Annotated in this window: 11 protein-coding genes; 5 read left to right on the plus strand and 6 right to left on the minus strand. The window is 62.2% G+C overall.

The genetic code is table 11. The features are described from left to right. Positions 1-25: 25 nt before the first annotated feature. The 6 genes from H7995_RS00510 to H7995_RS00535 form a co-directional block, all read right to left on the minus strand. The gene (locus tag H7995_RS00510) at positions 26-811 is read right to left on the minus strand and encodes a DUF4123 domain-containing protein (RefSeq protein WP_166590941.1); all 786 of its coding nucleotides are present in this window, start codon (positions 809-811) and stop codon (positions 26-28) included. Continuing rightward, the gene (locus H7995_RS00515; protein WP_166590942.1) at positions 808-2370 is read right to left on the minus strand and encodes a type VI secretion system Vgr family protein; all 1563 of its coding nucleotides are present in this window, start codon (positions 2368-2370) and stop codon (positions 808-810) included. Before H7995_RS00515 ends, H7995_RS00510 begins: the two co-directional genes overlap by 4 nt. Positions 2371-2603: 233 nt before the next feature. Next, positions 2604-4517 (minus strand): arginine decarboxylase, encoded by a 1914-nt coding sequence (gene speA, locus H7995_RS00520; protein WP_166590943.1) that lies wholly within the window; start codon positions 4515-4517, stop codon positions 2604-2606. Positions 4518-4739: 222 nt separating this feature from the next. Further along, positions 4740-5111 (minus strand): translation initiation factor Sui1, encoded by a 372-nt coding sequence (locus tag H7995_RS00525; RefSeq protein WP_095170180.1) that lies wholly within the window; start codon positions 5109-5111, stop codon positions 4740-4742. Between the two features lie 315 nt (positions 5112-5426). Continuing rightward, positions 5427-5984 carry an NUDIX hydrolase gene (locus H7995_RS00530; protein WP_166590944.1) on the minus strand — a complete coding sequence of 186 codons (558 nt, stop codon included), beginning with the start codon at positions 5982-5984 and terminating at the stop codon, positions 5427-5429. 3 nt (positions 5985-5987) lie between these two features. Next, the gene (locus tag H7995_RS00535) at positions 5988-7055 is read right to left on the minus strand and encodes a DUF2333 family protein (protein WP_166590945.1); all 1068 of its coding nucleotides are present in this window, start codon (positions 7053-7055) and stop codon (positions 5988-5990) included. Between the two features lie 285 nt (positions 7056-7340). On the opposite strand from H7995_RS00535, the gene H7995_RS00540 reads away from it, so the two are divergent. From H7995_RS00540 to accC, 5 genes are all read left to right on the plus strand, one after another. Next, complete coding sequence (locus H7995_RS00540) at positions 7341-9011, plus strand: response regulator (RefSeq protein ID WP_166590946.1); 1671 nt, start codon at positions 7341-7343, stop codon at positions 9009-9011. Between the two features lie 1411 nt (positions 9012-10422). After that, a complete protein-coding gene (locus H7995_RS28780) occupies positions 10423-11025 on the plus strand; it encodes a methyl-accepting chemotaxis protein (protein ID WP_371927860.1) in 603 nt (200 codons plus the stop codon). Between the two features lie 207 nt (positions 11026-11232). Further along, positions 11233-11685 carry a type II 3-dehydroquinate dehydratase gene (gene aroQ / locus H7995_RS00550; protein ID WP_159993541.1) on the plus strand — a complete coding sequence of 151 codons (453 nt, stop codon included), beginning with the start codon at positions 11233-11235 and terminating at the stop codon, positions 11683-11685. Positions 11686-11733: 48 nt separating this feature from the next. Continuing rightward, on the plus strand, positions 11734-12195 hold the full coding sequence (gene accB / locus H7995_RS00555; RefSeq protein ID WP_166590948.1) for an acetyl-CoA carboxylase biotin carboxyl carrier protein: 462 nt from the start codon (positions 11734-11736) through the stop codon (positions 12193-12195). 17 nt (positions 12196-12212) lie between these two features. Continuing rightward, positions 12213-13571 carry an acetyl-CoA carboxylase biotin carboxylase subunit gene (gene accC, locus H7995_RS00560; RefSeq protein WP_166590949.1) on the plus strand — a complete coding sequence of 453 codons (1359 nt, stop codon included), beginning with the start codon at positions 12213-12215 and terminating at the stop codon, positions 13569-13571. Positions 13572-13647: the final 76 nt, after the last annotated feature.

Here is a 13647-nt window from a genome sequence, read left to right on the forward strand (position 1 = left end):
CACCGCCCTGGCGCAGACCCTGGCTTCACGTCGGATCGTTGCGCCAGTGCTGACGCAGGCTGTCCAGGCGCTCCTGTTGGGTCCCTCCTGACAGAACGAGCTGCAGCGTGGCCGATGGGTATTGCAGGCGCAGGCGCAACCAGCCGTCCAGCACCGCGTGCTCGGTGAAGCCCTGCTCCAACCCTTCCTCGAGGCAGCACCAGATCACCCCGTAATCGTGCCCGGTGGCACGGCACCACGACCAGGCATGGCGCTCCAGCAAACACACCTGCAACTTGTCCTGCTGGTGCTGGCTGAGGTTGTCTTCGATCGCCAGGTCACTCACCGCCCGACGCGGATTGACCATCTGCTGCCACCCCAGGCTACCCATGGCCCGGTCGGCCCAGGTGCCGCCGTACCAGTACAACCGGTCGATGGGCCCCAGCCAGCGGCTTAACTCGCTGGCGTCGCGGGCATCGAAGAAGTAGCTGGCGGTCCAGGGGTTGTAGTAGCTCAACAGGCCCTTGTGATGCAGGCCGAAGGTCACCGTGAGCATGCGTCGCAGGTGCTCGAGCAACGCAGCGGCCGACACCGAGGTCTGGAGCAACAGCCCGGGCCAGTCTTCAGGCTGGTCGTGGACGCAGTCCGCCAGTCTTGCGTGGCTCGCCAGTTCGATCACTTGCGGCCCCTGCTCGCGCAAGCCATGCAGCTCGGTGTCGGCAAACAACGCGTGCCGTACCGCGCCGGCAAAGCCGTGTTGCAACCTGCTGCCGGCCTCCGGTGCGGCGGGTATGTCGAGCAACAGCCATTGCGCCGTGCGGGCCAGGCTCATGCCGCACCACTCAGGCCATCGCCTGCCGCCGTGCGACACACGCAGATGGACTGACGGCAATGGCTATAGCTGCCACCCCCCGGCAGCAGGCACAGCAACACCAACGGCTGACTGCTGCGCAGCAGGGCCAGCAAGTCCTGGGCCGCGACCGCGGGTACCTCCTCCGGGGTTGCAATCGGGGCCTCAACCAGGGGTGGCGCCATGGCCTTGAGGTGAAGGTTCGGGCTGGACAGGTGCAGGGTTTCTCCGACGATGCTCACTTCGCTGCAACCGACCTTGAATTGCCGTTCAGCACCGGGACCAACGACCAGTGCCGACCCGGGCGACACTTGAAGCTGTTGCTCGCGCCCCATGAATGCCGCCGCACTGATCTGCAGTTGCAATCGTGCCGCATCACTCGGTGCCGCAGTCGAGTCGCTAGCAGCCTGGTCCACCCCGGTCTGCTGTGGCGTAACGAGCACGCCGCTGATCAAGGGCTGGTCCGGATCACCCTCGGTATAGCTGACACACACCTGCACACCGGCCCTGAGACCGTTTATCGCCTGGGCAGACAAGTGGGCAGACACCGGCAACCAGCAATGACTGGGTCGACCGCCCTCGCCCTGGTACAACCACTCCATTTGCACCGCGATCCGCTGCTGCGCATCACGGTGTTGGCCGTCCACGCTCACCACCCAACCAAGTTGCAGGCTGCTCATGCGCGGTTTCTCCGGTGGCTCGGCGGGCACGTACGGCACGCCCCACGCAATGGCCCGCAGTCGATTGTGATAGCGCGGCATGTCATGCGGACTGGCGCGATGTTCGACCCGGGTGATCAGCCATGGGCCATTGCCCTCGGTGCAGGGGTGTCCGGCGCACGATAAACGCTGTCCCGCGCGCACGGTGGGCTGCTCGGTTTCAGCCTGCACGTGGATGCCGTCCGCTTGCATATGCACTGCAAAGCGCCTGACGCCGGCGGCACCGTCACCCCCGAAGCTCAGCGTGTCGGCGACGCCGTCGTGCTGCCCGGAATCGGTAAACACCAGGCAATGGCCACGCCGGCGGTGTCGGAAGTGGTAGTCAATCGACTGCTGGCCACACAGGCGCTGGACAAACGCCAGGTCGGATTCGCAGTACTGGGTGCAGAACGCCAGTGTCGGGTACTCACTGCGCAGTTCGAATCGGCAAGCCTGCCCGTCAATGCCATGCTCGCTCAACACCTGGGCGAGGATCTGCGGCACCGACAATCCGCTGAATAGGCGCCGGGTGAAGCGCCGGGCCAGTGAGCCCAGTCGCGGGCCCAGGGTCACACGCCAGAGGCCAGGTTGTGCCTCATCGTGAAGCGGCACCAGGTCCTGGATCTGACCATGAATACCGCTGGTCGCCGTGCCGAAACACAGATAGGCCGCGCGAAACATCAGGCTGGACAGGTCCAACTGGCGTTCGTCCAGGTGCAGGTCCAGCAAGAATGCATAGGGCTGGCTGATGGCTTCGCTGCCGCTGAGCGCGACCACGGCCAGGGGCTGGGATTGACCCGCTATCTCCAGACGAAATGACGGCTCGTGAAGGGGATCGAACATCGGCTTTTCTCTACAGGAGGGGCGGCCGGGGATTCTCGCTGAGAGACATGGCCGAGTAGAGTGCCGAAATACAACTTGGGAAATGGACTACATGAAATGAGGAAGCACCATCGTTGATAGTGCTACACCATTGAAAATCGCCGAAAAAAAAGGGAATCGCCTTACCAGGCCATCTGAAATTTCCGTAAGACGGGGAACATTTTCAGACAGCCTGGTCTCGGCGGTTCGCTACCTCAAGAAGACAGGTACGAAGAACGAGTCAGGCCCAGGCGCAGCGCATCAAGGAACTGGGTACGCTCGGCAGCCGTGATCCGCGCACTGGCGACTTTGTCGCGGTAGTGAGTCATCAGCTCTTCCGGCGACAAGTGCACGTAGCGCAGCATGTCTTCGATCGTGTCGTGGGTCTCGATCCCGGCGTGATAAACACTGCCATCGGCATTCTGGTAGATGTTCACCGAGTCGGTGTCACCAAACAGGTTGTGCATATCGCCGAGGATTTCCTGGTAGGCCCCCACCAGGAAGATCCCCAGCAGGTAGTCTTCACCGTCCTTGAGGGCATGCACCGGCAGGCTGGTCTCGATGCTCTGCTCGTCGACGTATTGCTTGATCTTGCCGTCGGAGTCGCAGGTCAGGTCTTGCAGCACGGCGCGGCGCAGCGGCTCTTCGTCGAGACGGTGCAACGGCAGGATCGGCAGGACCTGGCCGATGGCCCAGGTGTCCGGCAGGCTCTGGAATACCGAGAAGTTGCAGATGTACTTGTCGGCCAGCTTGTCGTTGAGCTCGTCCAGCACCTGGCGGTGCGAGCGCTGACGGGCCTTCAGGGAGTTGTGCAGACGGCGGCAGACGGCGAAGTAGCATTGCTCGGCCAGGGCTTTCTCGGCCAGGGTCAGCTTGCCATCGGCGTACTGGGCCGCCACGTCGCTCATGTAGTGGGTGGCGCGCCAGTAGGTTTCGGTGACCATCTCGATGTCGGTCGGACCCAGCAGGTCCACCAGCCATTGCACGGTTTCCGGCAGCGCATCCTTGTTTTCGATCTGCGGCACGTCGTCGTTGTGTTTCTCGACGTCGGTCACCTGCACCACCAGCATGGCATGGTGGGCGGTCAGGGAACGGCCGCTTTCGGAGAAGATGTTCGGGTGCGGCAGGCTCTGCGCGTCGCAGAACTCCTTGAGCATCCCGACCACGACACCGGCGTAATCGTCCATGTCGTAGTTGATCGAACTGGCGTTACGCGAGTGCGTACCGTCGTAGTCCACGCCAAGGCCACCGCCGACGTCGATGTGATCGACCGGCAGGCCGAGGTTGCGCAACTCGCCGTAGTAACGGATCGCTTCCTTGAAACCGTGCTGGTAGTCCGCCAGGTTGGCGATCTGCGAACCCATGTGGAAGTGCAGCAGGCGGATGCCCTGGTCCAGGCCGGCCGCGCGGAAACGCTCGACCACCGACAGCAGTTGTGCCGCCGACAGGCCGAACTTGGATTTCTCACCACCGGTGTCCGCCCACTTGGACGAAGCCAGGGACGACAGGCGCACCCGCAGACCGACCTGTGGCTTGACCTTGAGCGAGGCGGCTTCTTCGATCACCAGGCCCACTTCGGATTCTTTCTCGATCACGATGAACACGTTGTGGCCCAGCTTCTGCCCCATCAGCGCCAGGCGGATGAACTCACGGTCCTTGTAACCGTTGCAGACGATGGTGCCGCCCTTCGGTGCCAGGGCCAACACGGCCAGCAACTCAGGTTTGGAACCGGCTTCAAGGCCGATCGACACATCCTGGGTGGCGATGATGTTCTCGATCACCGCTTCTTGCTGGTTGACCTTGATCGGGTACAGGGCGGTGTATTTGCTCTGGTATTCCAGACGCTCGATGTTCGCATCGAAGGCGCCGGTCAGCTGACGCACGCGGTCTTGCAGGATGTCCGGGAAACGGACCAGCAATGGCAAGGACAGGCCGCTTTTGCGCAGCTGGTCGACTTGCTCGAACAGGTCGATAGGCGAGCTGTTCGGACCGTTCGGACGAACTTCGACGCGACCGGCGTCATTGATCGCGAAATACCCGGCCCCCCAATGGCGAATCCCGTAAACACTGCGGCTGTCCGCAACTGTCCATTGGCTGCCATCGTCTTTGCGTGTGCGTCGTACGGACATCGAAGTCCCCTATAAATGAAGTCAAAGAGCGCCACCCGCGTTGCGGGCTGGCGCAGCTTAAAGAATGAAAATGACGATTAGCCTGCAACGAGGGGATAGACCTCGAATGCAGCCCTGAGTTTAGAAACCGGTCAGAACAGGCTCTGTGAAAACCATGGAGACGACGCCTGCGCTGATCGGTATCAGGCCTGCGTCAAGTCGGAGTGGTCTTCACAGAGGCTGCTAGCCGCCGGATTTCTTCGCTTTGAAACCGTGCTTGATCAGCTCTGCCAAGAGTAGCTCGACATGATCGCCCTGGATTTCGATGACCCCGTCCTTCAACGCGCCGCCGGTGCCACAGCGTTTTTTCAACGTCGTGGCCAGGTCCTTGAGCGCGTCTTCGGCCAGCGGCACGCCGCTGATGGTGGTCACCGTCTTGCCGCCACGGCCCTTGCTTTCGCGGCGCACGCGCGCGATGCCATCACCGGCCGGGATAACGGTTTGTTGGCAGATGCAGGCTGCCACGGGCTGGCTACAGTCCGGGCAATGTCGACCTGCGTCGGTGGAAAATACCAAGCCACCAAGGGCGGCGAAGGATGCGGCTTTTTTGGCCACCGGCAATCCTCTTGGGAGGACAAAGACTGGTCGCAGCCACGTTGGCACGGGCTATCGACCGCGAAGCCCCACTCAGGCAGGGGCAGCGCTACTGGAACGGTACAACAAGCATTTCACTGTAGGAGCGAGTGCCCGCTTGCGAGTGCCCGCTTGCGGCTTGCTCGCGATGGACGTCAACGATAACGCGCGGCATCAGGCAGCACGTGTCGTCCGTGCATTTTTCGCGAGCAGGCCGCAAGCGGGCACTCGCTCCTACAAAAGGTCGCGCAGTGTAACGACAAAAAGCTCACTTGCTAAGAGCCAATCGGCGCCAATTTACGCATCTTTTGCGACGTCGATGCCGCGCGCCCGCAGATAGCGTTTCAAGGCCGCCAAAGAGTCCGGGCAGTAAGGCTTTTCGCTGATTTCCTGCATGACCTGGGCAATGGGAATAAAACGCGCTTGCAGGACTTCTTCCGGTTGCAGGATCAAGGGCCCATCCCAGACCGCCGAAAACGCCGCGCACCACAGGCGGCTACCGGTGTCCTCGAAGTAAAAATGGTCGTGGGCGGTCAGTTCCACCCCGCTCACCCCCAACTCTTCCGCAAGCTCCCGGGCCGCCGACTCGGCGTAGCTTTCATCGGCACCGACCATGCCGCCGGCCGCCACATCCCAGAACCCGGGATAGAGCGCCTTGCTGAAGGTGCGCTGATGCACGCACAGCTCACCGCTGGAGTTGAACAGCATGATGTAGGTGCCGCGCCCGATCAGCCCGCGCTCGCGCAACTCTGAGCGCACCAGTGAGCCGAGCAGGCGGTCCTGCTCGTCGACCCAGGCGATCCGCTCGGCATCCGAGGCCGCACGGTGCGCGGCCTCCCGGGCTTGATCAACCATGACTCAGCCCTGGTTGAGCAGCTGACGCAGGTCGATCACCGCTGCGTTGGCCCGCGAAATGTAGTTGGCCATGACCAGCGAGTGGTTGGCCAATGGGCCAAAACCGCTGCCGTTGAGGATCATCGGGCTCCAGACGGGCTCCTGCGAGGCTTCCAGCTCACGAATGATCTGGCGCACGCTGACCGTGGCGTTCTTCTTGGCCAGGACATCGGCAAAGTCGACTTCGATCGCCCGCAGCAAGTGGGATAGCGCCCAGGCTTGGCCGCGTGCCTCATAGAACACGTTGTCGATCTGCATCCACGGGGTTTCCACCACTTCCTCGTCGACCTGTGGCACCTGGCCCGGGGCCACGACTTCGGTTTTCAGCGAAGTGTTGAGCTTGACCCGGCCGACGCTGGCCGACAGCCGTTGCGACAGCGAACCCAGGCGGGTGCCGACATCGCCCAGCCAGTTGTTCAGGTTATCGGCACGGGCATAGAACAGCGCGTTCTTTTGCGACGGGTCCGACAGGCGCGCCTGATAGCGGGTCAGGGAGTTGATGCCTTCCTGATACTCCGACTCACTGGAAGGCAGCACCCAGCTCTTGTTGTCGAAGTTGAAGCGCGGCTCGGCCTTGGCCAGGTCAGCGTCTTCAGCCGACTGCGACTGCGAGCGGGCAAAGTCTTTGCGCAGGGCCCGGGTCAGGTCGCGGACCTGTACCAGCACCCCGTATTCCCAGCTCGGCATGTTGTCCATCCACAGGCCAGGCGGGAACCGGTCGTTGGAAATGTAGCCCCCTGGCTTGTTCAGCAAGGTGCCGGCCACCGACTTCAGGGTTTCCACCGTGGTGTAGCCGACGACCATCTGCTTGCCGTCTTTTTCGGCGGCGATCTGGGCGTTCTGCTGGACCGGGAACAGCGCCGGCTCCTCGCTCCAGTACCAGCCCAGGCCAATGGTCACCAGCAGATACAGACCGATCAGCGTAGCCAGCGCACGGCTGAACAGCAGGCCACCCAGATAGCTGCGGGTGTCCGACTTGGGTTCGGCGGCGCGGTCAGGCGCGCTGCCTGCACGGTTCTTCCAGTCCAGCATGGCGATATCCTTTCAATCACTTGAGTTCATCGGTTCGACCACAACCCTACTCCATCGTGCCTGGCCAGCAGCGGATTAATCCTGCCCTGGCACGGCGCCGCATGTCTGGCGGTCGAGCGAGCACTATAGATGAAGCAGGGCCGCGAGCCTACGAGACCAGTCGGTCATAAACTGAATGGGGTCGCTTTGCACAATATTGACTGGCGACACTCATGCAACCGGAAAGTGGTGCTAGCATAGAGCCACCAGTCGACCTCAGCATGCACCCTCACTAGTAGTCAGGATATGACCGAGCCAGAAGACCCCAGCCGTGAGCGCCTCAAGCAGCACTTTGCCCAGCGGGTAATTCATCAGGCACGTCAGATTCTTGAGATATGGCAGCGTCTGCAAGGCGGCGAGTGGTCGACAACCGACCTGGCGGAGCTCAGCGAAGCCAACCTGCGCCTGTTGCGTTTCGCCGAGCGCTTCGAGCAGCCTGAACATACCCAGTTGGCCCAAGGCATCAACCAGTCCCTGCAGGCCGTCGACGCCAATCGCGGACGCTTGAGCAGCGGCCTGATCAGCGACCTCAACCGCTTGATGCAACGTTTGTCGCGCACCGGCCTGCGCCAGGGCGACCAGCTCGAACAGACTTACCTGCCGCCCCTGCGCAAGCCGGTGTATGTGCTGCTGCAGGATCACGACCGTGCCGAACGCCTGGCCAAGCAGCTGGAATTTTTCGGCCTGAGCGCCCAGTCCCTGGACAGCGTGGCGGCGTTTCGCGCGGCGATGGTCGAGCGTCTGCCGAGTGCGATTGTCATGGACGTCGATTTCGAGGGCCCGGGCCTGGGCCTGCAATTGGCGGCCCAAGCCCAGGAAGGCCTGGAGCACAAGCTGCCGCTGCTGTTTTTCAGCCTGTTGGAAACCGACACGCCGACGCGCCTGGCGGCGGTCCGGGCTGGCGGCCAGGAGTTCCTCACCGGCACCCTCGAGGCCTCGAGCCTGCTGGAAAAGATCGAAGTGCTGACCTGCGTCGCCCAGTACGAACCCTACAAAGTGCTGATCATCGACGATTCCCGCGCCCAGGCCATGTACACCGAGCGCCTGCTCAACAGTGCCGGGATCATCACCCGCACCTTGATCGACCCGATCCAGGCCATGGCCGAGCTCGCGGACTTCCAGCCCGACCTGATCATTCTCGACATGTACATGCCGGCCTGCACCGGCACCGAGCTGGCCAAAGTGATCCGGCACAACGACCGTTATGTCAGTGTGCCGATCATTTACCTGTCAGCCGAGGACGACCAGGACAAGCAACTGGACGCCATGAGCGAAGGTGGCGACGACTTCCTGACCAAGCCGATCAAGGCACGCCACCTGATCACCACCGTGCGCAATCGCGCGGCCCGGGCCCGCAACCTCAAGGCGCGCATGGTCCGCGACAGCCTGACCGGCCTGTACAACCACACCCATATCCTGCAACTGCTCGAAGACTGCAGCTTCCGCGCCCGCCGCGAGAACAAGCCCTTGAGTTTTGCCATGCTCGACATCGACCACTTCAAGCGGGTCAACGACAGCCACGGCCACCCCATGGGCGACCGGGTGATCAAGAGCCTGGCGCTGTTTCTCAAGCAGCGCCTGCGCAAGACCGACTTCATTGGTCGTTACGGCGGCGAAGAGTTCGCCATCGTCATGCCCGACACCGATATCGAATCGGCCTACAACGTACTCGACCAGATCCGTCGGCGTTTTGCCGAGATCCATTACCCAGCCCAACCGCAAGACCTGTGGTGCACCTTCAGCGCCGGCGTGGTCGACCTGAGCGAGAACAGCGACAGCCTGATGATGGCCAGCCAGGCCGACGAAGCCCTGTATCGCGCGAAGGCGGCGGGTCGCAATCGGGTGCAGGCTGCGCGGCAATCAAGGCAAAGTGCCACTTTTTCCGCGGAAGCCACCGATTCGGTCATAACGCTGTAATACAAACGCAATAACTTCGGGCGCTTACCATTCTGTCGTCGGTAGAAACCTGATGCGCCTGAAGTGGCTGACCAATCTCAATACCCTGCTGTTAGTGGCGGTGTGCCTGGCACTCGGCGCCACTTTGTGGTGGTCGCAAAAAGCCCTGGAACGCCCCTATCTGTTGATGGAGCGTTACCTGGGACTGTCCCAGCAGTTTCAGAACCAGGTGGCACGCAAGATCGAAGACTACCTGCAAAGTGGCGACGCCTTGCGCCTGAGCAGCGCCACCCAGGCGATTGCCACGCTGCAACAAGGCCTGGATGAAATGCGACCTGAGCTGGCCCAGAGCCTGCGCCCAAGCCTGGCCAGCCTTGAGGCGTTCAGCAACACCGAGCTGCTGGCGGCGGGCAAGCTGGCTGGCGATCCACAGGCGCTGCTGCTGCAAGCGGAACGCGAGCTGGGGGCCGGCCTTGAGCAACTCGGCCAGTACGCCACCGCCAGCCCCGGCCCGGAATCCAACGCTTACCTGCCGTTGTTACTGGCGGCGGCCCAACACCTGAGCAAGTTGTCCCTGGCCCGGGACAAACTGGTGAGCAGTGACCGCAGTGAGCTGGCGATCGATGTCGAACGTGAAGTGAACAATATCCGCACCCAGGCCGAGCTGATCGACGCCTTGCCATTGCTCGGCGTGGCGAGCAACCAGGCCTCGAACAGCGACGATTTCGCCTCGATGATGGGCCTGCAAGGCAGTGAACAAACGGTCGCCGAAGATGCCGGCACCGGCTACAAGCGCGAATTGGCCAGCCTGCTCGCCCGCTACCCGGCGGAATTGGCCCGGACCCGCGAACAGATCCGCCAACGCGGCGAATTGAGTGCCGCCACCCACCTGAAAATTGACGCCGTGCAGCAGGCCATCGCCGGCCTGGAGCCCGTGGTGCGTGCCCAGCATGGGCAGATTCAAGGCGAAGTCCGCTTGATCCAGGGCGCGATGATCGGCCTGATCCTGTTGATCGCCCTGCTGATCGATACCCTGCAGCGACGGCTGGCGCGGGTCCTGAGCAACCTGGCACCGGCCTTGTCGACCTGGGCCGAAGGGGATTTCAGCGCCGACATCCACCTGGGAGCGACCAATCGCGAACTGCATGACATCGAGGCCTCGCTCAATCGCCTGCGCGCCTATCTGGTGGACCTGGTGGGGACCATCCGGCACAACGCCGAACAAGTCGCCGGCAGCAGCCGTGTGCTGGCCGAGCTGAGCAACGAACTGCACGGCGGTGCCGAGCATCAGGCCGGCGACACCGCGCTGATCCGCGACTCCCTGGGCGAGCTGGAAGCCACCATCGTGCAAGTGGCCGGCGATGCCAGCCAGGCGGCTGACGCCAGTCGCCATGCGGGCCTGGCGGTGGCCCACGGGCAGCAGGTGATCGGCATGAGCCTGACCGGGCTGCACGCGCTGGTCGACGAAGTCCAGGGCAATGCCCAGATGATCGAGCACCTGGCCGAGGAGTCAGCGACCATCGGTGGCGTGCTGACGGTGATCCGCTCGATTGCCGACCAGACCAACCTGCTGGCCCTGAACGCCGCCATCGAAGCCGCCCGCGCGGGGGAAATGGGCCGTGGTTTCGCAGTGGTTGCCGAGGAGGTTCGCACCCTGGCCCAACGCACCGCCGGCGCTACCGCCGAGATTCAGACCTTGATTGCCGGCTTGCAACAGGCGGCCCGCCGGTCGGTGGACGGCATGCGCGCCCAGGTCGAGCACGCCGAGGCCACCGCGAGCCAGGCGCAGGCGGCTGACGGCGCACTGGATAAAATCGTCGATGCCATCCAGACCATCGCTGACACCGCGGTGCGCATCGCCGATGTCACGGCCCAGCAAAGCGGCGCGGTCAGCGAAATCCGCGATCACAGCGAACGCATTCATCAATTGGGCGGGGATAATCTGCTGCGTATCGGTCAAGGGCGCAGCCAGGGCGAGAACCTGCTGGTGCTGGGCGGGCAGCTGCACACGGCGGTGCAGGCCTTTCGTGTTTGAGCGGTCTATCGCAAGCCGCTTCGCCTGTTGCCGGGACTTCGCCGAACGTGCTGCCAACTCGAATGACCAGATTTAACCAGTTGGTCATATACTTCGCGCAATCATCGGTCATCGTGCTGGCTATTGCAGAGAACTGGACAGTCACAATTGCTTTGCGGCATAGTCGCCGGGTTCTGATAACTGCGCATAGATCACAAGGAACAGCAGATGGCGACGCTACTGGTGCTGCACGGACCCAACCTGAACCTGCTCGGCACCCGCGAACCGGGCGTCTACGGGGCTGTCACCCTGGCCCAGATCAACCAGGACCTGGAACAGCGGGCACGCAACGCCGGCCATCATTTGCTCTACCTGCAAAGCAACGCCGAGTATGAATTGATCGATCGCATTCACGCCGCTCGTGTCGAGGGCGTGGACTTCATCCTGATCAATCCAGCAGCTTTTACGCATACAAGTGTCGCATTACGTGACGCGCTGCTGGCGGTGAGCATCCCATTCATCGAAGTGCATTTGTCTAACGTGCACAAACGCGAACCTTTCCGCCATCACTCTTACTTCTCCGACGTAGCGGTGGGAGTGATCTGCGGCCTTGGCGCCAGCGGTTATCGACTGGCCCTGGAGGCCGCCCTGGAACAGCTTGAAAGACCGGCAACGGCTTGAACAACAAGCGTTAAACGCCCCTGACCGACCCTTGGGAGTTGATGATTCATGGATATCCGTAAAGTTAAGAAACTGATCGAACTGCTGGAAGAGTCCGGCATCGACGAGCTCGAGATCAAGGAAGGCGAAGAGTCCGTACGTATCAGCCGCCACAGCAAGACTCCGGCCCAGCAGTACTACGCTCCGGCGCCAATGGCTGCACCGGCTGCCGCCCCAGTTGCTGCAGCGCCTGCTGCTGCCGCTGCACCTGCCGCTCCGGCCGCACCTGTGCTCAACGGCACCGTTGCCCGCTCGCCAATGGTAGGTACCTTCTATCGCAAGTCTTCGCCGACTTCGCCGTCCTTCGTTGAAGTAGGCCAAAGCGTGAAGAAAGGCGACACCCTGTGCATCGTCGAAGCCATGAAGATGATGAACCACATCGAAGCTGAAACCAGCGGTGTGATCGAATCCATCCTCGTTGAAGACGGCCAGCCGGTTGAGTACGACCAACCGCTGTTCACCATCGTTTGAACCGCGGAGTGCCTTTGATGACTGCGAAGTTGGAAAAAGTCCTGATCGCCAACCGCGGTGAAATTGCCCTGCGGATCCTGCGCGCCTGCAAAGAGATGGGTATCAAGACCGTCGCCGTTTACTCCAAGGCCGACAAGGAGCTGATGCACCTGGGCCTGGCAGACGAATCCGTTTGCATCGGTCCGGCATCGGCCGCGCACTCTTACCTGCACATCCCGGCAATCATCGCTGCAGCCGAAGTGACCGGCGCTACCGCCATTCACCCAGGCTACGGGTTCCTCGCGGAAAACGCCGACTTCGCCGAACAGGTGGAGAACTCCGGTTTTGCCTTCATCGGCCCGAAAGCTGAAACCATCCGCCTGATGGGCGACAAGGTTTCGGCCAAGCACGCGATGATCGCAGCCGGCGTACCGACCGTTCCAGGCTCCGACGGCCCGCTGCCCGAAGACGAAGAAACCGCTCTGCGCATCGGTCGCGAAGTGGGCTACCCGGTGATCATCAAGGCCGCTGGCGGCGGCGGTGGTCGCGGCATGCGCGTGGTGCATAAAGAAGAAGACCTGATCTCCTCGGCCAAGCTGACTCGCTCCGAAGCGGGCGCAGCGTTTGGCAACTCGATGGTCTATCTGGAAAAATTCCTGACCAACCCACGTCACGTGGAAGTCCAGGTGCTTTCCGATGGCCAGGGCCATGCCATCCACCTGGGTGACCGCGATTGCTCGCTGCAACGTCGCCACCAGAAAGTTCTCGAAGAAGCGCCGGCACCGGGCATCGACGAGAAGGCTCGCCAGGAAGTCTTCGCCCGCTGCGTCAAGGCGTGCATCGACATCGGCTACCGTGGCGCCGGCACCTTCGAGTTCCTGTACGAGAATGGCGCGTTCTATTTCATCGAAATGAACACCCGCGTTCAGGTTGAGCACCCGGTTTCGGAGATGGTCACCGGCATCGACATCGTCAAGGAGATGCTGAGCATCGCCGCTGGCAACAAGCTGTCGTTCACCCAGGATGACGTGGTCATCCGCGGTCACGCGCTGGAATGCCGGATCAACGCCGAAGACCCGAAAACCTTCATGCCGAGCCCGGGTACGGTCAAGCATTTCCACGCACCAGGCGGCAACGGCGTTCGCGTCGATTCGCACCTGTACAGTGGTTATGCCGTTCCGCCGAACTACGACTCGCTGATTGGCAAGCTGATCACTTACGGGGCAACCCGTGACGAAGCCATGGCGCGCATGCGCAATGCGCTGGAAGAAATCGTGGTTGACGGGATCAAGACCAACATCCCGCTGCACCGCGACCTGGTCCGCGATGAAGGCTTCTGCAAAGGGGGAGTGAACATTCACTACCTCGAGCACAAGCTGGCGGGCGACAAGCACTGAGTGTTTGCCTGCACCTGACAAAGCCGCCTTCGGGCGGCTTTGTTGTTTCTGCGGGTTTATTCTGCCCTCACGACCG

The organism is Pseudomonas kielensis, assembly GCF_014236655.1.
In the GTDB taxonomy this organism is placed as follows: domain Bacteria; phylum Pseudomonadota; class Gammaproteobacteria; order Pseudomonadales; family Pseudomonadaceae; genus Aquipseudomonas; species Aquipseudomonas kielensis.

Coding starts and splice junctions, on each gene's coding strand:
- H7995_RS00510 (WP_166590941.1), bottom strand. CDS start 811: ATGAGCCTGGCCCGCACGGCGCAATGGCTGTTGCTCGACATACCCGCC.
- H7995_RS00515 (WP_166590942.1), bottom strand. CDS start 2,370: ATGTTCGATCCCCTTCACGAGCCGTCATTTCGTCTGGAGATAGCGGGT.
- speA (WP_166590943.1), bottom strand. CDS start 4,517: ATGTCCGTACGACGCACACGCAAAGACGATGGCAGCCAATGGACAGTT.
- H7995_RS00530 (WP_166590944.1), bottom strand. CDS start 5,984: ATGGTTGATCAAGCCCGGGAGGCCGCGCACCGTGCGGCCTCGGATGCC.
- H7995_RS00535 (WP_166590945.1), bottom strand. CDS start 7,055: ATGCTGGACTGGAAGAACCGTGCAGGCAGCGCGCCTGACCGCGCCGCC.
- H7995_RS00540 (WP_166590946.1), top strand. CDS start 7,341: ATGACCGAGCCAGAAGACCCCAGCCGTGAGCGCCTCAAGCAGCACTTT.
- H7995_RS28780 (WP_371927860.1), top strand. CDS start 10,423: ATGAGCCTGACCGGGCTGCACGCGCTGGTCGACGAAGTCCAGGGCAAT.
- aroQ (WP_159993541.1), top strand. CDS start 11,233: ATGGCGACGCTACTGGTGCTGCACGGACCCAACCTGAACCTGCTCGGC.
- accB (WP_166590948.1), top strand. CDS start 11,734: ATGGATATCCGTAAAGTTAAGAAACTGATCGAACTGCTGGAAGAGTCC.
- accC (WP_166590949.1), top strand. CDS start 12,213: ATGACTGCGAAGTTGGAAAAAGTCCTGATCGCCAACCGCGGTGAAATT.